The organism is Pseudomonas sp. TWI628, from assembly GCF_039673865.1.
Classification (GTDB): Bacteria; Pseudomonadota; Gammaproteobacteria; order Pseudomonadales; family Pseudomonadaceae; genus Aquipseudomonas.
The window spans coordinates 45,082-70,540 of record NZ_JBDJMM010000009.1 but is presented as its reverse complement, the minus strand read 5'-3'; the positions used below and the strand labels follow the sequence as shown (position 1 = coordinate 70,540).

The following is a 25,459-nucleotide window of genomic DNA, read 5'->3' as shown; positions in this document are numbered from 1 at the left end:
GGGCGCAATGCGCCCCGGATGTCAGAAGTAATACGGGAACTTCAGGCTGAAGGAAAAGTCCGGTGCATCGTCTGTCAGGCCGATCGACAAGTTCGGCACGATTGTCAGGTTGTTGGAGGCAGCAAAGGTCAGGCCGACGTTGAAGTTGGCCGCGTTATAGTCGCTGTTGGTGATCGATTGCCAATCGCTGCCGTCAGGCCTGATCTTGCTCTTGCGGGCAAATTGATCGGTGACCGAGAACGACATACTCATCTTCTCGTTGAGGGCGAAGGCAATACCACCGCCGATCTGCCAGGAATCGCCCAGTTTCACGTCCCCCGGCACCTTGGTATTGACCTGCGGGCTTATGTCGCTGAACGAGTCCTGCATGTTGTAGGTGTACGACAGGCTGCCGAACAGCACGGCCGGGTCGAAGGTCTTGACCAGCGAGATGCCTGGGGTAATGGCCCACACACCGTTGCCGGTCGGCAGGTCCTCAGGCACCGACAGGTTGTCGTTGCCCGCCACCTGTTGCAGCTTGATGCCGTATGGGTCCTTGCCGGTTGGCGCCTTGACGCGCAAGGTGGCAACGGCATCTGGCCAGGTCTCCGACTCGTCGAGGAACTTGTAGGCGATACCGAAGTTGACGTCGCCGATGGTCGGGTCGCGGGTAACCGATGCGTCGGACGTGGTGCCGGCAGCGCCGCCTGCCCCACCGGACGAGTAGGTGGAATCGCGGTAGACGATGGGCACGTTGATGTCGAACTGCCAACGCTGGTCGACGTTGTAGCGCGCCGTCAGGTCCAGGGTCCAGTTGTCCGCCTTGATGCGGTCGATGTTGATGTTGCCGAGGAAGATCGAGTCCAGCGCCAGAAACCCGTTGAGCACCAGGGCGCGGGTGTCGTAATGGGTGTAGGTCAGCCCGGTTTCGACGCTGAACTTGCCGCCACCGAAGAAGCCGCTGGCTTCGTCATACAGGTTGGACACGCTCTGCGCCGGCTCCGAGTTGTCCTGCAGTGACTGCCCGTAAGAGGCGCCGCTGCTGCCTGGTGTGCCGGTGGCCACGGTCTGGCCGCCTTTCACCCCCTCGGCGGGGGACTTGGTCAGGCGCTTCGGTTGCGGCTGTGCGGGGGCCTCCTCGACCTGCTTGAGCCGCTGTTCAAGCACCATCAGTGCGTTCTGTTGGGCTTCGTAGCGCTGTTTCAGCGCAATCAGTTCCTGTTTGAGTGCTTCGACCTGAGGGTCGGTTGCCGCCTGTAGCAGAGTGGCCGGGGCCAGTGTTGTTAAACAAACGATAGCTCTGAACGTCAACAAACGGTGCATGGTTAGCCGTCCCTTCTGACTACATATACGATGAGACTTGAGCGTAGATCAGTATCCGAGATTGCGAATGCCTTTGAGCTGCTCAAGATTGGCGCTCACCGAACCTGCCATGGGCGCACTGTCGCGCAGCACCACATTGAGTGATGTCAGGTTGCTGACACGGTTGCTGGCACCGAGCAGGGTGGTGTTCTGCATCAGCCCACCTTGGCCCAGGCTTTGCGTAGAATTGCCTTGGTTGCCGTTGGCGACGATATTCATCTGCACGCCAGTACCTGTTGACGACACGCTCAACGAGCCCGCGCCGTTGCTCCCGACTAGTGTGGAGCCAGCAGCCAGGGCCTGGCCCTGCGGTTGCCCGGCGGGCGCTTCGTTGCCTTTGCTGACGTTGATGTCGACATTGTTGTTGGCCGTGTTGAAGTCACCGGCAGCACGTACCACCTGGGTCACGCCCTGGGTGGTGTTGAGCCCGCCGCCGCCACTTACGGTGCCGGTGCCGGTGCTGCTGGTCTGTGAGCTGCCCGTGCCTTTTTCATTGATCATCGAGACATAGAACTGCGGCTTGATGGTCGATTGCTGAACCTGCATCGCCGAAGTCGCGCCAATTACTTCGCCGTTGGCGTTCTGCCAGGTGCTGGTCATGACGATGCCAAAGCTCACGATCCGCCCTGGCATCACGTAGCGGCCGCGCAGGTTGGCCAGCTCCTGATCCTTCAATTCGATCGGTTTGAACGTTTCTGCATGGGTTGGCAGGCTGGCGGCCAGGCAAACCACTGCCAGCCAGAGGGAAGTCTTCATGGGTGCTCCCTGAGCGTCTTGCCCTACGTCATTGAAAGAAAGTCGTTAGAAGAAGTCGCTTTGAATGAAACCGAAGTCCATCAACTCCGCGTCCGGCACCGGCGTGAAATTACTGATGCGGTTCTTCGCGCTAAGCGGAAGCGGCGGGTCGAGCAGGATGTTGTTCTTGTCATAGCCCTTGCCGATGACGGCGAAAATGATGCCGTTCCAGCCTTTGACGAAATCATCGAGCTTGAAACGTTTGTGGCCTAGTACCGGGTCACCGATGTACACCCAGCCTCGGTCGACCTTCTGCATCACCACGAAGTGCTTGTAGCCGCGGATGTCCATCAGCACGACCACCGGGATGCGGATGCTGTGCAGGGTGTCGGGGGCTACCTTGTAGCCGCGCGCACGCATGCCCAGGCTTTCCACATATTTTTTCATGTCGAGCATCGAGAAGCCTTGCGTACGGACCAGATCCTCGTTGGCGTGGGCCAGCATGCCCTCGATGACCTGGGTTTCATCCACGTCCAGCCAGTAGGCCTGGCGCAGGATGGTGGCCAAGGATGCCGCACCACAGCTGAAGTCGGTTTTTTGCTGGACCAGGTCGGCGAATTTGCGCTCGCGGATGCTCTGGACCGGTTTGTAGATCACCGCACCACCCGGCAGCACGGACAACGGCATCTGCGAGGCTTCGCCGACACTGGCGATGCACAGCAGAATTGCCAAGGCGATAATGCGCATGTTCGACGCCCCCTGCCTTTTCTTGTTAGAAAGAGGCTCCCCGAAGGGAGCCTCCAGACCGCAGTGGTTACATCGAGGTGTTGGAGATGGCCAGCGAGTTGCTTTGCTGGTTGCCGACACCTGCCGCCACGTTCACGCCCAGGTTGCCGCTGCCACCGTTCACCGAGCCACTCAGGGTGGCGGTGTTGGTCACAGGGTTGGCCCAGCCGGTCGGGGTCAGCACTTGGAACGATACGGTGTTGCTCAGGGCATACTCGCTAGACTCGCTGAAGCTCTTCGAGATGCTGTCCGAGGATTGCGACGCTTTCTCGCCAGCTTTCTCGTAGGCCGATGCACTGGCTTTTTCCCATGCCGATGCGTTGGCCTTCTCGTAGGAGGTATCGCGAGACTTGTCATAGGACGAGTCATGGCTACGGTCATACGAGGAGTCATAGGACTTGTCGAAGGACGAGCTCAGCGACTTGTCGAACGACGAGTTGCTGGCCGACTGATGCGACTTGTCAACCGATGCATCGAGCGAAGCACTGAGCGACGCATCGAAGTCGGAGCTGCGCGAGCGGGTGAAGTTGCCGAAGGTTTCCGACGACGACGCGCTGCCATTGGCGTTGGCATCGAGCGATGCGCTGACCGTGGTGTTGGACGACGAGCTGTGGTCGCGGCTAGAGCTTCCGTTTGCAGCCCAGTTGTTGGAACCACTGGCATTCATGCTGTTGCTGCCGCTGGAGCTGCTGCTGTTGGAGCCGCTGGCGGTCATGCTGGTAGAACCGCTGGAGCTGCTGCTTTTGCTGCCGCTGGCGCTGGCACTCTGGCTGCCCGATGCGCTGTAGCTCGAACTGGAGCTCTTGTCGACGTTGGCATCGAACGAACCGCTACGCGAAGCCGAACCACTCGAAGAAGTGGTAAAGGTCAGCGTATCGACCCGGTAGGTGCGGTCGGCACGGTTGTCCACCGTCAGGCCAGGGCCGTTCTGATCGGCCGAAGCAGTGGCGCTGGAGTTACCGATAGGCGCGGCGTTGTTGGCGATGGCCATGGTATTTTTCTGCTGGTTCAGGTCGCCGCCAGCAATGTTGATACCAATGTTGCCGCTGCTGCCGTCGGCCGAGCCACTCATGACGGCGGAGCTTTGGGTCGACCAGTTGTGGACGGTGTTGTTGTTGCTGCGCTGGGTCACTTCAGCGTTCGCGGTGGCGGTGCCGAAGACGAAGCTGTTGTCGATGTCGGCATTGTTGGACGAAGTGTTGGCAATAGCCGCGGCGTTGTCCTGTTGGTTGCCGTTACCGGCCGCCACGTTGACGCCCACGTTGCCGCTGGCGCCAGCACCGGAGCTGCTCATCTCGGCTTCGTTGATGGTGCCTTGGTTAGTGATGGTGTTGCCAGTGCTTCTTTGGGAATCAGTGGCAGTGGCAGAGGCGTTGGTGTAGACCGCCTTGTCCATTTGCCGGTGGTGGTTATTGTGGTTGTCGTGTCCGCGACGATTATTCTGATCCGCTTGTGCAGCAACAGCCATGACCGCAGCAATTGCGAAAACCAGAGGCTTGATTGCCATCGAGGGTTTCATGGTGTTTCTCCGTCTTTAGGTTAAGTGTTGTTCTTACCTGTACCTATCTGGATCTGGGTCAGTTCGCGACCCTTACGCTCAGGGTGTTTGCCGTCTGGTTGCCCACCCCGGCGCTCTGATTCAGCTGGATGACCCCGCGGCTACCGGTGAATGCCTGGTCACCGGTGGTGACATGGCGATAGCCGGGTGAGGTATCAGATGGATCGGAGCTGTTGATCAGCGCCACGTTCTGTTGCAGCAGGACGCTGTCATCGATGCTTTGCGGTTGTGTACTGATGCTGATGCGCAGGGCATTGGCCTGCTGGGTGGCAGCGCCGGCGCTCTGGTTGACCCCCAATGCGCCGCTGCCATGGCTGAAGGCGCTGCCCTGGATGCTGGCGCTGGCGCCCATGTTGGGGTCGACAATCGACAGCTGGCGTTGGCGGATCTGCGTGGTCGCGGCGGCCTCGTGGCCGGTGGCGATCGCCCGGGCGTTGGCTTGTTGCTGGCCATCGCCTGCGGCCTGGTTGACGCTGAAGTTGCCTTGGTACCGCGCGCCGGAATTGTCGATGGTGGCATCGTTGATCACCGGGACCGGCGAGGGTATTGGTGATTGCGCCAGCGCCGAGGCACTGCTCAACAGGGCCAGGATAAACAGCGTCTGCCTCATCTCATTTGCCTCCGGTGAGGATCTGCAGTGGGGCAAGACCGCGCTGGACGCTCGAATTGACCATGTTGGAAATGCCGTTGCCCGAACCGGTGCCTCGGCCAGCAGCCTGGTTCGACAGCTGCGTCTGGTTGCCGATGTGGCCGCCGAGGTTGTCGGTCTGCTGGGTGATCAGCGAGGAAATCCCGGTGCCGCTGGTGATGCTGGCGAAGTCGCCATCGCTCAACTCGTTGGTCTGCTTGAGCACTTGCGGGGCGGGGTTGGCATTGGCGGTGGTGGGGTAGGGGTCGGGCGCCAGGGGCGCACGAATGGCCATGCGCGGTTGCACATCGCGGGTGATCACGATGATGCCGTTATCGGCCTGTGCGGGCAGCGCCGAACCGAGTGCACAACTGACCAGCAGCAGGCGAAAGACGCCTCTATCCAGTTTCCCCATGACGGCTACTCCTTCTTCGTGCGCTGGTCTTGTGCAGCGGTGCGAAGGAGGAGAGCGAAAGCCGTGCCGTATTTGGATAACTGTTGAAAATCAGCAGGTTGAGCGCATTGCCTGAACTAGCTTGCAATTTGCTGTAACAGCGCTGAGACAGGTTTTCGGTGACTGGGCGTTTGGCCCGGCATTTGCGTTAGCCGAAGGGCGTTTTTCACGAATGTTTCACAACCTTGACACTGCCCCCACAAATGGCTGGGAGCCCGCAGAAACGGGGGCTTGGCCTAAGTCGGGTGTGTCATGGGGTTAACACTCGGTGGGGCAGAGCGGGGGTTTTCCTTGCAGCAGCCGCTGAACCGCTAGCAGGGCGGTCGCGCTGCGTTGCGGCCAGTCACCTTCGATGAGCTGCAGCGGTTGCCCATGGCGCTCCAGCCAGCGGCGGCTGTCATCGAAAAACACCTGGCGGTCGGCAAGCGCCGGCTGGCTGCGCTGACCATCGGCGACCCAGCCCACCCCTTGCGGGCTGAGCAGCAGGTGCAGGTCGTAATGACGGGCAAGCAAAGCCTGTTCCAGCCAGGGCGGGCAAGCGTCGAACAGGGCGCGGCTCCACAGCATGTTGCTGAGCAGGTGGGTATCGAGGATCAGCAGCTCAGGTGCCTGCCGGCGGGCCTGGTCTTCCCAGGCCAGTTGGCCGCGGGCGATGGTGGGGATATCGGCATAGCAGGTGTCGCGGCGCTCCTGGTCGATGAAGTGACGCACGTATTCGGCCACCACGATGCCGCCGAAATGCGCCTGGATTTCACCGCTTAGCCAGCTTTTGCCGCTGGATTCGGGGCCGCACAGCACCAGGACTTTCATGCTTGCACCAGGGCCGGGGCACGGCGCCATTCCAGCCAGCCGCGGACCGCGATCAGGGTCAGTACGGCAAAGAAACCGGCGGTGAAATACAGTTGCTGGTGCAGGTACTGGCCGACATAGGCCACATCCACCACGATCCACAGCGGCCAGCATTGCACGCGCTTCTGCGCCATCCACAGTTGCGCGACCAGGCTGAAACCGGTCAACGTGGCATCCAGCCAGGGCAGGGCGGCATCGGTCCAGCCGGCCATCGCCGCACCGAGTGCCACGCTCAGCAGCAGCCCCGCCAGCAAGCCGCCGAGCAGCGCCCAGGTTGGCAGGCGCGAGACCTGGCGAGCGTCCTCGACCCGGTCCGGGCGCTTCCACTGCCACCAGCCGTACAGCTGCAGCACGGCGTAGGCCAGCTGCAGCAGCATGCCCGAGTACAGCTTCACCTCGTAGAACAGCCAACCATAGATCAGCACCATGACCAGGCCGATTGGCCAGCACCAGGCGTTCTGTTTGACGGTAAGCCACACGGCGGTGACGCCGAGCACGGCGGCGATGAGTTCGAGGCCGGACATCGGCGATCCTTGGTTGGCAAAGGGCGGCGATTGTAGCGTGTGCAGGACGGGAGGTGTAGCGCGTACCCCGCACCGGCCCGCTCACGGGCCGGTGATGACAGCCGGTTCAGACCCGGAACTGGCGCAATAGCTGTTCAAGCTCTTGACTCAGTTGCCCCAGGGCCATGCCGGCGTCGCTGGACTGGCGTGCGGCATCGGCGGTCTGTTGCGACAAGCCGGCAGTGTCCAGCACATTGCGGTTGATTTCCTCGACCACATGCGACTGCTGCAAGGTGGCACTGGCGATCGAGGCGTTGAGGGCGGTGAGGCTGTGCAGCGCCTGGCTGATGGCATTGAGGCTGGAACCGGCCTCACGGGCTTGCTGCACGGTCTGGCGCGAGGCCTCGCTGCTGGTGTCGATGGCTTTGACAGCGGCATCGGACTGGCCTTGCAGGTGCTCGATCATGGTGTGGATTTCGGCCGTCGACTGCGCGGTACGTTGCGCCAGCAGGCGTACCTCGTCGGCGACCACGGCGAAGCCGCGGCCCTGTTCGCCGGCGCGAGCCGCTTCGATGGCAGCGTTGAGGGCGAGCAGGTTGGTCTGTTCGGCGATGGCGCGGATCACCTCCAGCACACCGCCAATCTTGGTGCTGTGCCCGGCCAGATCACGGATCACCTGCACGGCCTGGTCGATGGTCGCCGAGAGGCGGTCGATCTGCTGCAGGCTGCCGTGAATGGCCTGCTGGCCGTGCTCCACCTGCTGCTGCGCGGCGCGCATCTCACCGGCCGCCTGTTCGGCGGTCTTGGCCACGTCCTGCACGGCGTAGGTCACTTCGTTGACCGCCGTCGCCACCTGGTCCATCTGCAGGGACTGCTGGGCGCTGCGCTGCTGTGCGGCGCCGGCATTGTCGCCGACGTGCCCGGCCGACTGCGCCAGGGCGTGGGCCGCGCCCTGAAGCTGGCCGACCACCCCTTGCAGTTTGCCGTTGAACTGGTTGAAGTGCTGGCCCAGGCAGGTGATCTCGTCACGGCCGTGGGTATCCAGGCGGCGGGTCAGGTCGCTTTCGCCGCTGGCGATGTTGCCCATGGCCTGCACGGCTTCCTGCAGGGGGCGGGCAATGCTGCGGGCGATCAGCATGACCACCAGGGCCATCAGCACGGCGATGGCCAGGCCTACCAGCGAGGCATCACGCAACTGGCGGGCGAATTCGGCTTGCACATCGTCGACGTAGACGCCGGAACCGATGATCCAGCCCCAGGGTTTGAACAGCTGGATATAGGAGGTTTTGGCCACCGGCTCGCTGGCGCCCGGCTTGGGCCAGCGGTAGTCGACCGGGCCGGCGCCCTGGGTGCGGGCGAGGGCAACCATCTCGTTGAACACGGCGAAGCCGTCCGGGTCGCGAATGGCGGAGAGGTCCTGGCCATCGAGCTTGGGGTTGGCCGGATGCATGATCATCTTCGGCCCCAGGTCGTTGATCCAGAAATAGTCGTTCTGGTCGTAGCGCAGCGCCCGCACCACTTGCAGGGCCTGCTGCTGGGCTGCCTCGCGGCTGAGCGTACCGGCGGCCTCCAGGCCCTGGTAATAGGCCAGCACGCCAGCGGCGGTCTGCACCACGTGGCGGGTCTTTTCCGCCTTGGCCTGGTACAAGTCGCCATGGATCTGGCGCAGCATCAGCAGGCCGAGCACCACCAGCATGCCCACCGCAACCACCAGAATCAGCCATAGACGACGGCTGATCGACATCGACCGCAATGCCTTCATTGAACCCACTCCTGCATTGTTCTTTTTATTCAGGTGCATCCAAACACGCTTTGCTGGCGGCAGGCACTCGACTAATGGCTAAGTGCTAGTTATTGGCTACTCTGCCACGGGCCGCACGAGCCTTTGCCTTGCCGCTTTGATAGGATCTCGGCCGGGCAAGATGAAACCTTTAGCCGGGGTGAACTTTTCCACTGGCGCCGGCGCCGGCAGTCGCTGTAAAAAGGCCGCGCCGCGAGCGGTAATCACAAGCAAACCAAGAACAAGAGGCCTGCAAGCAGCAGTGCTTCATCGGGGGAATAATGGATTTTTGGACTGCCTTCCAGGCAATCATCTTAGGTGTGGTCGAGGGGCTCACGGAGTTTCTGCCCATTTCCAGTACCGGCCACCAGATTATCGTCGCCGACCTGATAGGGTTTGGTGGCGAACGGGCCATGGCGTTCAACATCATCATTCAACTGGCGGCGATCCTTGCGGTGGTGTGGGAGTTCCGCGGCAAGATCCTCGAAGTGGTGTTCGGCCTGGCCAGCCAGCCGAAGGCTCGGCGCTTCACCGGTAACCTGTTGCTGGCGTTCATGCCGGCGGTGGTGCTGGGCGTGCTGTTCGCCGACCTGATTCACGAATACCTGTTCAACCCGATCACCGTGGCCACGGCGCTGGTGATTGGTGGCGTGATCATGCTCTGGGCTGAGCGTCGCCAGCACACCGTGGCAGTCGACCACGTCGACGACATGCGCTGGACCCATGCCCTGAAGATCGGTTTCGTGCAGTGCCTGGCGATGATCCCGGGCACCTCGCGCTCCGGTTCCACCATCATCGGCGGCCTGCTGTTCGGCCTGTCGCGCAAGGCAGCTACCGAATTCTCGTTCTTCCTGGCGATGCCGACCATGGTCGGTGCAGCGGTGTACTCGGGCTACAAATACCGCCACCTGTTCGAACCGAGCGACCTGCCGGTATTCGCCCTCGGCTTCGTGACTTCGTTCATCTTCGCGATGATTGCCGTTCGCGCGCTGCTGAAGTTCATCGCCAACCACAGCTACGCGGCCTTTGCCTGGTACCGCATCGTCTTTGGTCTGCTGATTCTGGCGACCTGGCAGTTCGGCTGGGTGGACTGGTCGACGGCGCACAGCTGACATGGCGCGGGCACAGAGCACGGCGCCACGCGGCGCCGAACGCACACAGGGCGTGCGCAATGCACGCCTGAAACTGTTGCTGCTGGCGGTGCTGTGCCTGTTGCCGGGGCTTGGCGCGGCCAATATGGGCTGGAGCGGGCAGAGTTGGGTGCCACTGGCGATGTACCCGCTGGCCAGCCTGATCAGCCTCCTGCTGTACTGGCAGGACAAGCGCCAAGCCCAGGGCGATGCCTGGCGCACGCCAGAAAAGGTTCTGCATGCCAGCGAGTTGCTGGGCGGCTGGCCCGGCGCGCTGGTTGCCCAGCAGCTGTTCCGGCACAAGACGCGCAAACTGTCCTTCCAGCTTGTGTTCTGGGGCATCGTGCTGCTGCACCAGGTGTTCTGGCTCGACTACCTGTTCCTGGGCAGCCGTTTCCTGCCGTTCAGCTGATCAGTCCAGCAGGCCAACCTGCAACCGTTTTGGCAGCCGTCGCACCACCAGCTGGTGCGAGCGCTGCAGCAGGTCGCACAGCTCATCCCGGCCCATGGGGTAGGGGGTGGCCATGCTGATCCACTTCGCTCGTGCCAGATAAGGCGCTGGCCGCACGCCAGGCCGGTCGCAATAGCCCAGAAACAGCTCATCGGCCACCTTGAACGATAACCCCGCCCCAGCCAGGTCGAGTACCGCGAACATCTTGTTGCCGGCCACGGAGAACACCCGGATACCGCCCCATTTGTAGTCTTCCCGCGCACCCGGCAGGCCCAGGCAGAACGCCGCCACCTGGTCTTCGCTGATCTTCTGCCTAGACATAACGCTCCCCACACGCTTCGAATGACGCCGCCAGGTGGTCTATCCATGCCCGCACGGCCGGTAACAAGCCTCGTCGATGAGGGTAGACCGCCTGCAGGTAACCGCCTGGCAATGACCAGTCCGGTAGCAGCTTCACCAGCTCGCCGCGCTCCAGTTCCTCTTCGCAGAACATGCTGGGCAAGGCGGTAAAACCCAGCCCGGCGCGCACGGCAGCGTTGCGCACGACAAAATCGTCAATCGCCAGGCGTGGCTCGAGGGCGATTTCCTGTTGCCGGCCATTGGGCCCGAACAAGCGAAAGTGCACCAGTCGATCAGCTTCGGCGGCACCCAGCACGGGCAACGTGGCCAACTCGGCGGGGTCGCGCAGATGGTCGGCAAAGCCCGGCGCTGCCACCAGCTGCATCTGTGCCTGGCGCAGCCGGCGGGTGACCAGCGCCGGGTCCTCGTCGCCCAGGTCGCGTACGCGCAGGGCCACGTCGATGCCTTCGGAAATCAGGTCGACACGGCGGTTGAGCAGGACCATGTCCAGTTGCACCTGTGGATACTGCTCGAGAAACCGGCTGATGATGTCTGGCAGGAACGCATGGGCCAGGGCCACCGGGCACGACACGCGCAGCCGTCCGCGCGGCTCGCTGCTCATGCTTGCCACCACCTCATCGGCGGCCTCGGCCTCCAGCAGCATGGCCTGGCAATGGTGCAGGTAGCGTTCACCGACGGCCGTCAGCTTGAGCTGGCGTGTGGTGCGCTGTAGCAAGCGGGTGCCGAGGCGTTCCTCCAGTTCGGCTATGCGCCGCGAAAGGCGCGACTTGGGGATGCCCAACTGGCGCCCGGCAGCAGCAAAACCGCCGGCTTCGACCACCTGGGCAAAATAGAAGAGGTCATTGAGGTCTTGCATCGAAGGGTCTCACTGTTCTATCTGTGGGACAAACTGACGCATTTTTACCGACTTATCAGCTATTCGCCACCCCGGTAGGATTCTCTCCATCGTGATCGCCCACCGCCGCGGTCTTCAATCACAGGAGAGTCCCATGAAACTGTTGCATATCGATTCGAGCATCCTGGGCGACAATTCCGCCTCTCGCCAACTGAGCCGCGAAGTGGTCGAAGCCTGGAAAGCCGCAGACCCAAGCATCGAAGTGGTCTACCGTGACCTGGCCGCAGACGCCATCGCCCACTTCTCGTCCGCTACCCTGGTGGCTGCCGGCACCCCGGAAGAAGCCCGTGACGCCGCCCAGGCCTTCGAGGCCAAGCTGAGCGCCGAAACCCTGGACGAATTCCTCGCTGCTGACGCCGTGGTGATTGGCGCGCCAATGTACAACTTCAGCGTGCCGACCCAGCTCAAGGCCTGGATCGACCGCGTTGCCGTAGCCGGCAAGACCTTCCGTTACACCGAAGCCGGCCCGGAAGGCCTGTGCGGCAACAAGAAAGTGGTGCTGGTCTCCACCGCCGGTGGCCTGCACGCTGGCCAGCCGACCGGCGCAGGTCATGAAGACTTCCTCAAGGTGTTCCTCGGCTTCATCGGCATCACCGACCTGGAAGTCGTCCGTGCCCACGGCCTGGCCTATGGCCCGGAACACCGCACCCAGGCCATCGACGCCGCCCAGGCGCAGATTGCCAACGAGCTGTTCGCCGCGGCCTGATCGCCTGGCGACCAAAAAACCGGCTGGCGCCCCGTGCGCCAGCCGGTTTTTTTCATCCAGTTTTCATCTGGCGGTGCTAAGGCCGGAACTATGCTGACGCTATCCTGATGCCTGCTGCGCGATAGCTGACCGATGAACACTCCCCGCTGTTTGCTGGCCTTGCTGCTCGGTGGCCTGTTGGCCCATGCCGAAGCCTCCCCGTGGGTTGCCGGTTTGCATCACATGACCCTCGACGACCCGGTCGATGCCAGGCCGATGCAGGCTCTGGCGTTCTACCCCTCCCATGGCACAACGCGCAATATCCGCATCGACGGTTACCCCATCGACGTCGCTGAAGAGGCCCCGGTAGCGCTCGGGCAGTTTCCCCTGCTGGTGCTGTCCCACGGCAACACCGGCAGCCCGCTGGCGCTGCATTACCTGGCCACCTCCCTGGCCCGCCAGGGCTTCATCGTGGTGGCGGTGGTGCACCCAGGCGACAACGCCCGTGACCACAGCCGCCTGGGTAGGCTGAGCAATCTGTATGGTCGGCCATTGCAGGTCAGCGAGGCCATCACGTCCGCCCGCGAAGACGCGTTGCTTGGCCCCTACCTGAATGACGGCAAGGTCGGTGTGATCGGCTATTCAGCTGGGGGTGAAACCGCGTTGATCCTGTCTGGCGCCCAGCCCGACCTGGATCGCCTGCGCCGTTATTGCCTGGAGCGCCCAGGTGACGCCGATGCCTGCAAGACCCACGGCGTGCTGATTGCCGACCGCAGCGAACTGGCGCCCAAGGCCGACTCCCGGGTGGGCGCGGTGATGCTGATGGCGCCGCTGAGCCTGATGTTCGGCCGCCATGCCCTGGCCGGGGTGAAGGTGCCGGCGCTGATCTACAGTGGCGACAGCGACCAGCTGGTTGCGGTGGACCGCAATGCCGAGGAACTGGCGCGCAAGCTGCCGGTCACCCCGGACTACCGTTTGCTGGCTGGAGCCGGGCACTTCGTGTTCATGGCTCGCTGTGACGAAGAGCAGCATGCGCGCATGCCAGCACTGTGCGAGGACGCCGATGGCGTCGACCGGCGCCACATCCACCATTCGCTGCAGCGCGACACGGCGGCCTTCTTCACCCAGGCCCTGGGCGCACCGGAGCACGCCGAGCGTTCAGCCGCGGTGGCTGCGCCGCGCCAGTAGCAGGGTCAGGCCGACGCCGACCAAGGCCAGCAGGGCCGCGACGCAGAAAATCGAGGCATACCCCAGGTGCACCGCCACCGCGCCCATCACCGGGCCGGCGATGGCCAGTGCCATGTCGAAGAACACGGCATAAGCCCCGAGCCCGGCACCGCGGCTGCTGCTCGGCACCTGCTTGATCGCTTCGACACCCAATGCCGGGTACACCAGCGACAGGCCAAAGCCGGTCAGGCCAGCGCCGACCAGCGCCCAGGGCGGCGAGGGCGCCAGCCACAGCAGGCTCAGGCCGAGCACTTCGGTGGCCATGCAGGCCATGGCCACGTTGTAGCCACCGAAGCGGTTGACCGCATTGACGAACAACAGCCGCGAAATGATGAAGCACAGGCCGAAGGCACTCAGGCACCAGGCCGCACCGACCCAGCCGCGCTCCAGGTAATAAAGGGTGACGAAGGTGGTCAGGGTGCCGTAGCCGATCGACGCCAGGGTCAGCCCCAGGCCGCAGGGGGCGACGCGGCCGAAGGCCGACCAGAACGGCAGCCGCTCGCCGCGCGTCACCACCACGTCGGGGCGTTTGCGCAGCACCAGCAAGGCCAGCAGCGCGAGCAGCAGCAGGGCAGGGCCGAGTACGCTGAAATCCAGGCCGGCGACTGCCAGCACACCGACCGGCGCACCGATGGCGATGGCGCCGTACGAGGCGATGCCATTCCACGAGATCACCCGCGCGGTGTGTTCCGGGCCCACCTGGCTGATGCCCCAGCTCAAGGTGGCGACGCCGATCAGCCCCTGGGCCAGGCCCAGCAATACCCGGCCGCCGAGCAGCAAGGCCAGGCTCAGCAGCGGCACTTGCAGCGACCAGGCCGAAAGCAGCGTCAGCACCCCGCAACCGGCGATCCCCAGCAAGCCGTAGCCAATCGCTTTTTTGCCCCCCAGGGTATCGGCCACGCGCCCGGCAAACGGGCGGCTGAGCAGGGTCGAAAGGTACTGCAGGCCGATGGTCACCCCGGCAATCACCGCACCAAAGCCCAGCTGGTCGTGCACGTAGCTGGGCAGCACCGCAATCGGCAGGCCGATGCAGAGAAAGGCAATGAAGGTGTAGAAGACGATCGACAGGATCTGCAGGGTAATACTGTAAGTACTGCTGGCGGGGGCGGGCTGTTGCGCAGTCATGGGCTCTTTCGCGGGCGGGCGGTTGGGCGTGCCCTAATCATGGGCGCTGCGCGAAGGAAATGAAAGCAGGCTAACGAATTATTCGTCGGGGAGTGCCACTCTGTGGGATTGCTGATGGCTGCTTCGCGGGCAAGCCCGCGAAGCAGCCATCTCAGTTACCTCAGACCAAAACGCCCTGGCTACGCAGGTAGTCGTCATAAGTGCCGCTGAAGTCCACCACACCATCAGCGCTCAGCTCGATGATGCGGGTTGCCAGCGACGACACGAACTCACGGTCATGGCTGACGAACAGCAGGGTGCCCGGGTAATTCTCCAGCGCCAGGTTCAGCGCTTCGATCGATTCCATGTCCAGGTGGTTGGTCGGCTCGTCCATCACCAGCACGTTCGGCTTCTGCAGGATCAGCTTGCCGAACAGCATGCGGCCTTGCTCACCACCGGAAATCACCTTCACCGACTTGAGGATCTCGTCGTTGGAGAACAGCATGCGCCCCAGGGTGCCGCGGATCACCTGCTCGCCGCTGGTCCACTGGCCCATCCAGTCGAACAGGGTCATGTCGTCTTCGAAGTCGTGGGCGTGGTCCTGGGCGTAGTAGCCCACTTCAGCGCTGTCGGTCCACTTCACCGAACCTGCATCCGGGGTCATCTCGCCGACCAGGGTGCGCAGCAGGGTGGTCTTGCCGATACCGTTGGGGCCGATGATCGCCACGCGCTCGCCCGCTTCGACGGTGATGTCGAAGTTCTTGAACAGCACCTTGTCATCGAAGGCTTTCGCCATCTTCTCGACGACCACCGCCTGGCGGTGCAGTTTCTTGGCCTGCTCGAAGCGAATGAACGGGCTGACACGGCTCGAAGGCTTGACCTCGGCCAGCTGGATCTTGTCGATCTGCTTGGCTCGCGAAGTCGCCTGCTTGGCCTTGGAGGCGTTGGCCGAGAAGCGGCTGACGAAGGTCTGCAGTTCGGCGATCTGGGCTTTCTTCTTGGCGTTGTCCGACAGCAGCTGCTCGCGCGACTGGGTGGCCGCGGTCATGTACTCGTCGTAGTTGCCCGGGAACAGGCGCAGCTCACCGTAGTCCAGGTCGGCCATGTGCGTGCACACGCTGTTGAGGAAGTGCCGGTCGTGGGAAATGATGATCATGGTGCTGTTACGCGCCGTGAGGATGGTTTCCAGCCAACGGATGGTGTTGATGTCCAGGTGGTTGGTCGGTTCGTCGAGCAGCAGCACGTCCGGGTCCGAGAACAGCGCCTGGGCCAGCAATACACGCAGCTTCCAGCCCGGCGCCACTTCGCTCATCGGGCCAAAGTGCTGTTCCAGCGGAATACCCAGGCCCAGCAGCAGTTCACCGGCGCGGGATTCGGCGGTGTAGCCGTCCATTTCGGCGAATTCGGTTTCCAGCTCGGCGACGGCCATGCCGTCTTCCTCGGTCATTTCCGGCAGCGAGTAGATGCGGTCGCGCTCTGCCTTGACCTTCCACAGCTGGCCGTGGCCCATGATCACGGTGTCGATCACGGTGAATTCTTCGTAGGCGAACTGGTCCTGGCGCAGTTTACCCAGGCGGGTGTTCGGCTCGAGCATGACCTGGCCGCCAGACGGCTCCAGGTCGCCGCCGAGGATCTTCATGAAGGTCGACTTGCCGCAACCGTTGGCACCGATCAGGCCGTAGCGGTTGCCGTTGTTGAATTTGACCGAGACGTTTTCGAACAGCGGCTTGGAGCCGAACTGCATGGTGATGTTGGCGGTGGAGATCAAGGAGCTTACCTATCAATAACTTACGTGGCTTCTTCGCAGCTTCGGACCCATTTCGGACCAATCTGGAGCGTTTCTGGCTCCTGCCAGTCGTTAGACGAGTTGATCCTGCGCGCATACCTCGATGAGAGCATCTGCACGCGTTACCCGAGCTGTTGGGCGGTAAATGCGGGGGTTGAGACCAGACATTGAGCGTATTGTCGCATAGGTGTGGCGGCAGTTATACGGGGGGCGGTATCTGATCCCCGATCCTTTGAGGATCGGGCGCCACAGTGGGGGGCGTTCGCCGCACGTGGGTAAAAGATAAATGGAGCTTTTGTCCGTGACCGGTGGTCAAGCTAGTTGGATAGGCCTAATTACAAATGAGTGGCCTGCCCGACCTGGTTTCACCAACAAGCCACCGGCGGTGGAGGAGAGCACCATGCGAAGACGAGGCGGCGTGTACTGGGCTTGGTCAGACCCCACAGTTCATCACCGATCCCACGAAGAAACCCTGCACGGCGGTACCCTTATCGATGTCCAGGTGAGGCTTTCGCGCACCGGCGGCACCCAACTTTTTATAGGCGTCTACGCACACTCCGGCATGGCACTGCATGAAGAGGCTTATGATTCCAGGCCAGGCGAATCGGTGTACCGGTCGTTAGCCTGGGGTATTGGTCGAGCACGTCGAATTGCTGATGAATGTGCCCCTACTGCGCCTGCTAACGCCGCTTCGCACTAAAGTGCTCTGAAGCTTGAGGTGGCAAAGGATACGAACCTTGGCCGAACTGTTCGGATGTGTTCGCCGTGAAATACTCAGCGCCCATGAGATCGAGCGCCGCCCGCGCGGCGCTCGATCTTGCTAGCTTTTGCAGGCCACCTGCGGAGGCGCGGAGGGATTCAGCCTCATGGGAAATATGATTGAGTTTCCAGCCAGGGGCCTCAGCTCGGAAACCGCCACGATGCAAACCAGCCCCTGCCCGCCATCGCTCCTTTTTCCGCTGCCTACACCTACCACCGCTTCGTAGTCTTTCCCTGGCTCCAGCTTGTAAACAGCTGCCTGGTCACTGCAAGCCCTGTAGGTGCTGCCGTAGCTACCGATGGTCGCGCCCAGGGTTGCGATTTGGAACGGTAGATCAGCCCTGACGCGATACTCGGATACGACCTCTTTATAGACACCTTCGCCCATCCGAATAGAGGGGATGTATTCGATCAGTGCGGAAGCGGCTCGCTCGGGCATACCAAGGCTTACCGACTGCTGAGGGTACTGGGGGTAGTTGCTATTCGCCCCGCCGTTCTCTGCGAAACGTCCGGCCTCGGCCATCTTGTGACGAGTGGCCGGGGCACAACTGCCCATGATGCTATCGCCATAAACATCGGAGTTGGTGATTACGCGAAGGCGCGCCACCCCCTCTGATGTAGCAGGCTCCTCATAGGGAACTGAGGGGATACCGGAGCAACCGGCAAGGGTTAAAGCGAAAAGGGTCAGGAAAGGGGCAGCCCGCATGAACACGTCCTTGTAAGCGAAAGCTCAAAAAAAACCCGACTCGATGGTCGGGTTATCCATGTCACTCCTCTACGTGCAGGAATGACAGAAGGCAGAAATAATTGGCTATGTGGCTATTTGATGTCAAGCGGCATTTTCTCTCCCCCGGTACAAAGCTCGCTGAGCTTTGCTCAACAGAGCCTGTGACAACCCAAGCGCTGAGTGAAGATGCGCTATGCGTCATGTGAGCCTTTCGCAAGTTCGACGGCGGCGATGATGGCTGCTCTTGCTTGAGGGCTATTTTTCCAGCATGTCGAGCCCACGGCGGCAGATGCCCGAGCCAGGATGTCGGTAACGCTGGCCGTGCTCAGATCGGACAATGACTCGATACCCATCTGTTCAAGCCTGGCAATGACTGTTGGACCTACGCCCTTGAGGGTTAATAGTGCAGCGCGTTCCTTCGGTGAAAATGGCATCCATGCAGTCCTTTTCTGAGTAGTGAACTGTCCGAAGATTGCCCTAAGTTGGGTGGCGCCGCCACAAGGCCTGGGGTTACGGGTACAGGCCGACTGATACCAGGTCGATACCCAACTAGACTTTGAGAGTAGGGGGAGGTGAGGTGAGTTATGCGCTACTCGAAAATCAGACCGTTCCTGTGGTGGGCTGGCGCCCTGCAGTTTTTTGCGATCGTGGCGGCTATCGAGCACAGGGCATGGGACGTTGTGTTCATTTGCCTGATGGTGATTGCAGTCGGGGTCTGGTTCGCCAGAGACGCTCAACGGCTGGAGGCTCACAAGCAGCCAGGCATCAGGTAGGCTTCGTTGCGCAAAGTCGATTGAAAACATCGTTCAATGTGGAACGGGAATTGCTCCCTCCCTGTAAAACCGGGGAATTGGGGGGGCACTGCGATGACTCAGAACGATTACCGCTACATGATCTTCGTTGTGGTTGCTGTACTGGTCCTGACTGCATTGGCGTCCTGGGTGTTTCTTGAGGCCATCAGCTGAGCCCATCCTGGGGGCCTGCCTTACCCTGAAGCGGGCCTGGGGCTCACCCCGAAGGGTGATGGTCTGTATCCAGGCCCCATGCAAGAATCCCAGCCACAACAACCCTGGCATGGGATCACGACAATGAGCAAAGACCGGCTGAAATCGCCCGACTGGTACGCGCAGATGGCCCGTGTCGTCGACGCCCAGGGCTCGCCGGGCTTCGTCGAGGCGCTGTTCGCCGCACTCAAGCTGATTGCCCCGTGCCAGGCCATCACCGTGTTCCTCTACCCGCGCAAGGGGTTGCCGTCGGCGCTGTTCGAAAAGGACGAGGAAGGCCCCTGGCTGCCGGAAGGCAATATCCACAAGTACCTCGAAGGCTACTACTTGCTGTGCCCGTTCTATCGCGCCTGCATGGACGGTATCGCCCCTGGTTGCTACCGCCTCAGCGATGTCGCCCCCGACCACTTCAAGCGCAGCGAGTACTACCTGGCGTTCTACCAGCACGCCCACCTGGAAGACGAACTCAACTTCATCGTGCCGCTCGACGAGCACCTGACCATCGCCGTGGCCCTGGCCAGCACCCGCCGCCTCGACCGCCAGCAGGTCAATGACCTCAAGTGCGTGGCGCCGTGGGTGGTGGCCACGGTACGGCGGCAGTGGAGCCACCTCGATGTCGATGCCCTGGGCGGGCGCTTCGAGAGCGCCCTGGGCCGGCAGATCAACGCTGCGCTGAACAACTTCGGCTCATCGTTGCTCACCGAGCGCGAGTGCCGCATTGCCCAGTACCTGCTGCGTGGCCACTCGACACGCTCCCTGGCCGAGCGCCTGGGCATCAGCGAGGACACGATCAAGACCCACCGCAAGAACCTCTACACCAAGCTCGATATCGCCAAGCAGTCCGAGCTGTTTTCGCTGTTCATCGACTCGCTCGCCCAGGCCCAGGAAGGCCTGAGCAAGGACCCGCTGGAAAGCTACCTGCGAAGGCGCTGAACGCGCCGTTTCAACCCATCCGATTTTTACTGTCAGCGGTCTGGCAGGGCCAACTGCACGCCGCGTTTTACCCCGGAGAACAACAATGAACGCACCGTTCCAAGCCAAGCTGCAAGCCCAGCGCGATACCCGTGACTATCAGGCCGGCGATGCCGCCCACCACATCCACGCCTTCCTTGACCAGAAGGCGCTGAACGCCGAGGGCCCACGGGTGATGGTCGGTGGCGAGCGCCTGCACCTGTGGGACAGCGACGGCAAGCGCTACCTGGATGGCATGTCGGGCCTGTGGTGCACCCAGCTCGGCTACGGCCGCAAGGACCTGACCGCCGCCGCCGCCGCGCAGATGGACCAGCTGGCCTACTACAACATGTTCTTCCACACCACCCACCCGGCGGTGATCGAGCTGTCCGAGCTGCTGTTCAGCCTGCTGCCGGGCCACTACAGCCACGCCATCTACACCAACTCCGGTTCCGAAGCCAACGAGGTGCTGATCCGCACCGTGCGCCGCTACTGGCAGGTGGTTGGCCAGCCGAACAAGAAGATCATGATCGGCCGCTGGAACGGTTACCACGGCTCGACCCTGGCCGCCACCGCGCTGGGCGGCATGAAGTTCATGCACGAAATGGGTGGGATGATCCCGGATGTCGCGCACATCGACGAGCCGTACTGGTATGCCGCCGGTGGTGACCTGACCCCGGCCGAGTTCGGCCGCCGCTGCGCCCTGCAGCTGGAAGAGAAGATCCTCGAACTGGGTGCCGAGAACGTCGCCGGCTTCATCGCCGAGCCGTTCCAGGGCGCAGGCGGCATGATCTTCCCGCCGGAAAGCTACTGGCCGGAAATCCAGCGCATCTGCCGCCAGTACGATGTGCTGCTGTGTGCCGATGAAGTGATCGGTGGCTTTGGCCGCACCGGCGAGTGGTTTGCCCACGAATACTTCGGCTTCGAGCCGGACACCCTGTCCATCGCCAAGGGCTTGACCTCGGGTTACGTGCCAATGGGTGGCCTGGTGTTGAGCAAGCGCATTGCCGAGGCGCTGGTCGAGCGTGGCGGCGTGTTCGCCCACGGCCTGACCTATTCCGGGCACCCGGTGGCGGCGGCGGTGGCCATTGCCAACCTCAAGGCGCTGCGTGATGAAGGCATCGTGCGCCAGGTCAAGGAAGATACCGGGCCGTACCTGCAGCGCATCCTGCGCGAGGTGTTCGCCAACCATCCGTTGATTGGCCAGGTGCAAGGCGCCGGCCTGGTGGCGGCGCTGCAGTTTGCCGAGGACAAGGGCAGCCGCAAGCGTTATGCCAATGAGAACGACCTGGCATGGCAGTGCCGCACGTATGGCTTCGAGGAAGGGGTGATCATTCGTTCGACCTTGGGCCGGATGATCATGGCGCCGGCGTTGGTCGCCAACCACAGCGAGCTGGATGAGCTGGTGGAGAAGACCCGGATTGCGGTGGATCGGACCGCACGCGGGTTGGGCATTCTGTAAGTATCAGAAAGCGGGGCTGCACAGCAGCCCCCATGTCTTCAATGCATCCCGCGTGGGATGGTCTTGAGCAAGTCTTCCGGGCTGATATGCCCCACCACCTGAGCCACCGCGCTACCCGGGGTCGGCAGGTCGATGATGTGGTTCTTCATCTTGCCGATCACATGCATCTCGCACGGCTTGCAGTCGAACTTCAGGGTCAGCACTTCATCGCCCTGGATCAGCTGCATCGGCGCCACCTTGGTACGCACGCCGGTCACACCCTTGGCCTGCTTGGGGCACAGGTTGAACGAGAAGCGCAGGCAGTGCTTGGTGATCATCACCGGCACTTCGCCGTGTTCCTCGTGGGCTTCGTACGCCGCGTCGATCAGCTGCACGCCATGGCGGTGGTAGAAGTCGCGGGCCTTCTGGTTGTAGACGTTGGCCAGGAACGACAGGTGCGACTCCGGGTACACCGGTGGCGGCGTGGTCTCGGCCTTGCGCGAACCGCGCGGGTGGGCTTTGACACGAGCTTCGGTCAGCGCCTCGATGGCCTCACGGCGCAGGGCCTTGAGCTGCGAGTTGGGGATGAAGAACGCCTGCGGCGCATCCAGCTCGATGCTGTTGGCGTGGTACATCGTGGTCCCCAGCTGGCCGAGCAGGTCGTGCAACTGGTCCAATGCCTGCTGCGGCTTGTTGGCAGCGCCGAACGGGCCGTCCAGGGCCACCTGCACGCTGACGCCTTCTTCGCTGCTGAGGGTCAGCATCAGGCGCTGCTCGCGCAGCACCGCGTGCCACTCGACGCCCACGCGGCGCTCCGAGGAGGTGCGCTGCAGGGCCTGCTGCCAGTTGTGGTCGAGGTTGCGCGACAGCGGGTGGTTCGGCCGCAACTTGTACAGGCCGTCGGGCATTTCGTTGGGCTCGACGCGATAGCGGTAGCGCTTCTGGCCGTCTTCCTCGAACTCGCCACGCAGCTCGGCGATGTTGGCGCGGAAGCCCACCACCTCACGCTTGACCAGCACGTTGAGGCCGTCGCCGTTGGTCAGCGGCACTTCGGTGACCACTTGCATGTCACGCTTGCCGACTTTCTCCACCACGCCGACCGCAAGGCCGGTGAAGGTTGGCGAGTCGAAGGCGCCGATGTCGACCTTGCGGTCGGTGACGAAGTAGTCGGTGCTGCCGCGGTGGAAGGTCTTGTCCGGGTCGGGCAGGAAGAAGTGCTCGGTACGGCCGCTGGAGGCGCGGGCCAGTTCCGGGCGGCCTTCGAGGATGGCGTCGAGTTCCTTGCGGTAGTGGGCGGTGATGTTCTTCACATAGCCCATGTCCTTGTAGCGGCCCTCGATCTTGAACGAGCGCACGCCGGCATCGACCAGGTCGGCCAGGTTGGCGGTCTGGTTGTTGTCCTTCATCGACAGCAGGTGCTTCTCGAACGCCACCACGCGGCCCTGGTCATCCTTCAGGGTGTAGGGCAGGCGGCAGGCCTGGGAGCAGTCACCGCGGTTGGCACTGCGCCCGGTCTGGGCGTGGGAGATGTTGCATTGGCCGGAGAAGGCCACGCACAGCGCACCGTGGATGAAGAACTCGATGGCCGCGTCGGTCTCGCTGGCGATGGCGCGGATCTGCTGCAGGTTCAGCTCACGGGCCAGTACCAGTTGAGAGAAGCCGGCCTGGTCGAGGAACTTGGCCCGCTCCAGGGTGCGGATGTCGGTCTGGGTACTGGCATGCAGCTCGATGGGCGGGATATCCAGCTCCATCACCCCCAGGTCCTGCACGATCAGCGCGTCGACGCCGGCGTCGTAGAGCTGGTGGATCAGCTTGCGCGCCGGTTCCAGCTCGTTGTCATGGAGGATGGTGTTGATGGTGGTGAACACCCGTGCATGGTAGCGACGGGCGAACTCGACCAGTTCGGCGATATCGCTGACTTCGTTGCAGGCGTTGTGGCGCGCGCCGAAGCTCGGGCCACCGATGTAGATGGCATCAGCGCCGTGCAGGATCGCCTCGCGGGCGATCGCCACGTCACGGGCAGGGCTGAGCAGTTCCAGGTGATTCTTTGGAAGGGACATGTCGTTATAGGTTCGGGCTGTCGCGGTTTAGGGCGGCATTGTAGCGGTGAAATGCCTGGCTGGCACCTTCGAGTGCCGAAAGGTGTGCAGCCAGGCCTGGGGCAAATGTCAGAACTGGTATTCGAGCCCGGCCCCGGCATACCAGGACCTGCCCGGCGCCGCTTCGTAGTACCGGCCATTGCCATCGCCGACGATCACCGAGCCCACGTATTGGCGGTCGAGCAGGTTGTCCAGGCGCACCAGCTGGTGGAACGTCCAAGGGCCGACATGCTGCTGGAACTGCGTGCGCCAGTTAAACACGGCATAACCCGGCGCGGCATGCTGGTCGTTGGTGTCCTCGACATACACCTTGCTGCGGTACTGCCCCTCCAGCCCCATGCTGATGCCATCCCGCGGCTTCCACACCAGCTCGCCGAACAGGCTGCTGCGCGGCACGCCGGGCAGCTGGTTGCCCTTGTCGATGGTCGTGGTGCCTTGGGTGAAGGCTTCGTCATAGGTGGCATCGAGCAGGGTGTAGGCCAGGTTGGCCTGCCACTGTGGGCCCAGTTCACGCTGCACGCTCAGCTCGAAGCCGCGGCGCAGGGTCTTGCCGGCGTTGCGGTAGCTGGTGCGGCCATCGGTCGAGGCGGCGACCACGATCTCGTCCCGGGTGCGGATCTCGAAGATCGCCGCGTTGATCCGCGTGCGTTGATCTGGGCGCATCTTCAGGCCCAGCTCGTACTGGGTGCTGGTGGCCGGCTCCAGGCCGAAGTTGAAGCCTTCCAGGGCACCTGGCGCGTAGGCCATTTCGGCCTGGGTCGGGGTCTCGAAGGCCTTGCCGGCGCTGATGTAGCCATGCAGGTCGGGAGTGAAGGCGTACATCACCGACAGGGTAGGCGTGGTGCGCTGGTATTTCTTCGAGCCACTCGCGTCGCCATTGGCCAGGAAGTGGTCGTCCACTTCCATCTCCATGCTGCTGTGGCGCAGGCCGGCATCCACAGTCCAGCGGTCCAGTTCCCAGTGGGCCTGCACATATGGGTCGAGGCTGGTGGCGGTGTCCTTTTCATCGCGGCGCAGGTCGCCTTTCACGCCCAGGGTGTCGCCGCTGAAGTTCTGGAAGCCACGGCGGTCGTCGCGGCTGCGGTCGTAGTCGGCACCAAAGGTCAGGGTCAGGTTGCCGGGGGCGGCGCTGACCGGCTGGATCCAGCGCAAGGTGCCGCCGTGGAATTCGCGGTCGAAGTCGACCACGCCGCCGCCACGGTTGTTCGCGGGCGTGCCCTTGGGGATCGACAAGTACTGGATGACGCTGCGCTTGCCGCCGTACAGGTTGAACTGCAGGGTCGCCTCGCCGAAGTAGCGTTCGTAGTTCATGCCCACCTGCTGGTGGTGGATGCTCTTGCGCGTGTTGTACTGCTCGGCACGCGCCGTCACCGAGCGCGGGTCGTGCTTGTAGGCATCCCAGGTCTGGCCCAGCGGGTCTTGCGTGCCGTTCTGCTCAAGGGTGCTGATGATCAGCGCCAGGCGGCTGTCTTCATCGGGTTTGACGTGCACCTTGGCGAAGGTCTGGTCGCGGCGGGCGGCACTGTGGTCACGGTAGCCGTCGGTGTCCATGCGCGAGGCATCGACCAGGAAGCCGGCCTGCTCGCTGCCGCCTTCGCTGTAGACGTGGTTCTTGTTGAAGCCATCGCTGCCGAAAGTGGTTTCGGCGCCCACCTTGGGCGGCCCGGAACCGTCGCGGGAAAACATCTGGATCACACCACCGGCATTGCTGCCGTACAGGGCCGAGGCCGGGCCGCGCAGCACTTCGATACGTTCAGCCACGTCCAGGTTCAAGGAAGCCGCCTGGCCCTGGCCATCCGGGGTGCTGGCCGGGATGCCGTCGCTGAGCAGCTTGATGCCACGGATGCCGAAGGCCGAGCGGGCGCCGTAGCCGCGCGAGGAAATCTGCAGGTCCTGGGCATAGTTTTGACGGTTTTGCACCACCAGCCCAGGTACGCGGTTGAGCGCTTCGGACAGGTTGACGCCCAGCTGGCCATCGGCGATTTGCTGGCGGTCGACGGTGTCGATGGAGTAGGGCAGGTCGAAGCTTGGGTTGGGGGCATAGGTGCCGGTGACCACTACCGGTTCCAGGAGGTTGAAGGGGGTGGCGGGTTCGGCCTGGGCCAATGGGCATAGGCCGGGAAGCAAGGCGATCAGGGCCTTGCGGCGAAACGGGGGGAATTGCATGCAGCGTCCTGCTTTCTAGAAGAAGGCTCCACCTGCAGGC

At 62.9% G+C, this 25,459-nt stretch carries 24 protein-coding genes and 1 pseudogene; 7 read left to right on the top strand and 18 right to left on the bottom strand.

Going from position 1 to position 25,459, the window contains the following annotated elements; all coding sequences use genetic code 11:
- Positions 1-21: 21 nt before the first annotated feature.
- The 9 genes from ABE528_RS09025 to ABE528_RS08985 all read right to left on the bottom strand — a co-directional run bounded on the left by ABE528_RS09025 (position 22) and on the right by ABE528_RS08985 (position 8,616).
- Positions 22-1,302: a hypothetical protein gene (locus ABE528_RS09025; RefSeq protein ID WP_152955062.1), complete on the bottom strand. Its 1,281-nt coding sequence runs from the start codon at positions 1,300-1,302 to the stop codon at positions 22-24.
- 48 nt (positions 1,303-1,350) lie between these two features.
- Positions 1,351-2,097 carry a hypothetical protein gene (locus ABE528_RS09020; RefSeq protein WP_346652716.1) on the bottom strand — a complete coding sequence of 249 codons (747 nt, stop codon included), beginning with the start codon at positions 2,095-2,097 and terminating at the stop codon, positions 1,351-1,353.
- A 45-nt stretch (positions 2,098-2,142) separates the two neighbouring features.
- The gene (locus tag ABE528_RS09015; protein WP_152955058.1) at positions 2,143-2,823 is read right to left on the bottom strand and encodes a C39 family peptidase; all 681 of its coding nucleotides are present in this window, start codon (positions 2,821-2,823) and stop codon (positions 2,143-2,145) included.
- 67 nt (positions 2,824-2,890) lie between these two features.
- Positions 2,891-4,381 (bottom strand): heme utilization protein, encoded by a 1,491-nt coding sequence (locus tag ABE528_RS09010; RefSeq protein WP_346652715.1) that lies wholly within the window; start codon positions 4,379-4,381, stop codon positions 2,891-2,893.
- A gap of 58 nt (positions 4,382-4,439) precedes the next feature.
- Positions 4,440-5,030, bottom strand: a complete 591-nt coding sequence (locus tag ABE528_RS09005; protein ID WP_346652714.1) for an adhesin — start codon at positions 5,028-5,030, stop codon at positions 4,440-4,442.
- A 1-nt stretch (position 5,031) separates the two neighbouring features.
- Positions 5,032-5,463 carry a hypothetical protein gene (locus ABE528_RS09000; RefSeq protein ID WP_152955051.1) on the bottom strand — a complete coding sequence of 144 codons (432 nt, stop codon included), beginning with the start codon at positions 5,461-5,463 and terminating at the stop codon, positions 5,032-5,034.
- 297 nt (positions 5,464-5,760) lie between these two features.
- Positions 5,761-6,312, bottom strand: coding sequence for an AAA family ATPase (locus ABE528_RS08995; protein ID WP_346652713.1), 552 nt, complete (start codon positions 6,310-6,312; stop codon positions 5,761-5,763).
- Positions 6,309-6,875: a nicotinamide riboside transporter PnuC gene (gene pnuC / locus ABE528_RS08990; RefSeq protein WP_346652712.1), complete on the bottom strand. Its 567-nt coding sequence runs from the start codon at positions 6,873-6,875 to the stop codon at positions 6,309-6,311. Before pnuC ends, ABE528_RS08995 begins: the two co-directional genes overlap by 4 nt.
- A gap of 106 nt (positions 6,876-6,981) precedes the next feature.
- Positions 6,982-8,616 carry a methyl-accepting chemotaxis protein gene (locus ABE528_RS08985; protein ID WP_152955045.1) on the bottom strand — a complete coding sequence of 545 codons (1,635 nt, stop codon included), beginning with the start codon at positions 8,614-8,616 and terminating at the stop codon, positions 6,982-6,984.
- A 299-nt stretch (positions 8,617-8,915) separates the two neighbouring features.
- On the opposite strand from ABE528_RS08985, the gene ABE528_RS08980 reads away from it, so the two are divergent.
- On the top strand, positions 8,916-9,746 hold the full coding sequence (locus ABE528_RS08980) for an undecaprenyl-diphosphate phosphatase (protein WP_152955043.1): 831 nt from the start codon (positions 8,916-8,918) through the stop codon (positions 9,744-9,746).
- Position 9,747: 1 nt separating this feature from the next.
- Complete coding sequence (locus ABE528_RS08975) at positions 9,748-10,176, top strand: DUF1294 domain-containing protein (protein ID WP_346652711.1); 429 nt, start codon at positions 9,748-9,750, stop codon at positions 10,174-10,176.
- Here the strand turns inward: ABE528_RS08975 and ABE528_RS08970 are convergent, their stop codons facing one another.
- Together ABE528_RS08970 and ABE528_RS08965 are read right to left on the bottom strand one after the other, a co-directional pair.
- Positions 10,177-10,536: an MmcQ/YjbR family DNA-binding protein gene (locus tag ABE528_RS08970; protein ID WP_152955040.1), complete on the bottom strand. Its 360-nt coding sequence runs from the start codon at positions 10,534-10,536 to the stop codon at positions 10,177-10,179.
- Positions 10,529-11,431, bottom strand: a complete 903-nt coding sequence (locus ABE528_RS08965; protein ID WP_152955038.1) for a LysR substrate-binding domain-containing protein — start codon at positions 11,429-11,431, stop codon at positions 10,529-10,531. Before ABE528_RS08965 ends, ABE528_RS08970 begins: the two co-directional genes overlap by 8 nt.
- 133 nt (positions 11,432-11,564) lie before the next feature.
- Here ABE528_RS08965 and ABE528_RS08960 point away from each other — a divergent pair, with 133 nt between their 5' ends.
- Both ABE528_RS08960 and ABE528_RS08955 read left to right on the top strand, forming a co-directional pair.
- Complete coding sequence (locus ABE528_RS08960) at positions 11,565-12,176, top strand: FMN-dependent NADH-azoreductase (RefSeq protein ID WP_152955036.1); 612 nt, start codon at positions 11,565-11,567, stop codon at positions 12,174-12,176.
- 132 nt (positions 12,177-12,308) lie between these two features.
- Positions 12,309-13,343 (top strand): dienelactone hydrolase, encoded by a 1,035-nt coding sequence (locus tag ABE528_RS08955; RefSeq protein ID WP_152955034.1) that lies wholly within the window; start codon positions 12,309-12,311, stop codon positions 13,341-13,343.
- Here the strand turns inward: ABE528_RS08955 and ABE528_RS08950 are convergent.
- From ABE528_RS08950 to ABE528_RS08940, 3 genes and pseudogenes are all read right to left on the bottom strand, one after another.
- Positions 13,314-14,507, bottom strand: a complete 1,194-nt coding sequence (locus tag ABE528_RS08950) for an MFS transporter (protein WP_346652710.1) — start codon at positions 14,505-14,507, stop codon at positions 13,314-13,316. The genes ABE528_RS08955 and ABE528_RS08950 overlap by 30 nt on opposite strands.
- 160 nt (positions 14,508-14,667) lie before the next feature.
- Positions 14,668-16,254 carry an ABC-F family ATPase gene (locus ABE528_RS08945; RefSeq protein ID WP_152955030.1) on the bottom strand — a complete coding sequence of 529 codons (1,587 nt, stop codon included), beginning with the start codon at positions 16,252-16,254 and terminating at the stop codon, positions 14,668-14,670.
- A gap of 20 nt (positions 16,255-16,274) precedes the next feature.
- A pseudogene (locus tag ABE528_RS08940) lies at positions 16,275-16,521 on the bottom strand (site-specific integrase); the annotation flags it as partial.
- 151 nt (positions 16,522-16,672) lie between these two features.
- Between ABE528_RS08940 and ABE528_RS08935 the strand changes: the two are divergent.
- Positions 16,673-16,972, top strand: a complete 300-nt coding sequence (locus tag ABE528_RS08935; protein ID WP_256669065.1) for a hypothetical protein — start codon at positions 16,673-16,675, stop codon at positions 16,970-16,972.
- A 120-nt stretch (positions 16,973-17,092) separates the two neighbouring features.
- On the opposite strand, the gene ABE528_RS08930 is transcribed toward ABE528_RS08935, so the two are convergent.
- Both ABE528_RS08930 and ABE528_RS08925 read right to left on the bottom strand, forming a co-directional pair.
- On the bottom strand, positions 17,093-17,737 hold the full coding sequence (locus ABE528_RS08930; protein WP_346652709.1) for a hypothetical protein: 645 nt from the start codon (positions 17,735-17,737) through the stop codon (positions 17,093-17,095).
- 212 nt (positions 17,738-17,949) lie between these two features.
- Positions 17,950-18,192 carry a helix-hairpin-helix domain-containing protein gene (locus ABE528_RS08925; protein ID WP_152954943.1) on the bottom strand — a complete coding sequence of 81 codons (243 nt, stop codon included), beginning with the start codon at positions 18,190-18,192 and terminating at the stop codon, positions 17,950-17,952.
- Positions 18,193-18,846: 654 nt separating this feature from the next.
- Between ABE528_RS08925 and ABE528_RS08920 the strand changes: the two genes are divergently transcribed.
- Positions 18,847-19,695, top strand: a complete 849-nt coding sequence (locus tag ABE528_RS08920; protein ID WP_346652708.1) for a helix-turn-helix transcriptional regulator — start codon at positions 18,847-18,849, stop codon at positions 19,693-19,695.
- An 85-nt stretch (positions 19,696-19,780) separates the two neighbouring features.
- Entirely contained in the window at positions 19,781-21,175 is a 1,395-nt protein-coding gene (locus tag ABE528_RS08915; RefSeq protein WP_294337433.1) for an aspartate aminotransferase family protein, read from the top strand.
- A gap of 38 nt (positions 21,176-21,213) precedes the next feature.
- On the opposite strand, the gene ABE528_RS08910 is transcribed toward ABE528_RS08915, so the two are convergent.
- Both ABE528_RS08910 and ABE528_RS08905 read right to left on the bottom strand, forming a co-directional pair.
- A complete protein-coding gene (locus ABE528_RS08910) occupies positions 21,214-23,214 on the bottom strand; it encodes a U32 family peptidase (RefSeq protein ID WP_346652707.1) in 2,001 nt (666 codons plus the stop codon).
- A gap of 108 nt (positions 23,215-23,322) precedes the next feature.
- Complete coding sequence (locus ABE528_RS08905; RefSeq protein WP_346652706.1) at positions 23,323-25,419, bottom strand: TonB-dependent receptor; 2,097 nt, start codon at positions 25,417-25,419, stop codon at positions 23,323-23,325.
- Positions 25,420-25,459: the final 40 nt, after the last annotated feature.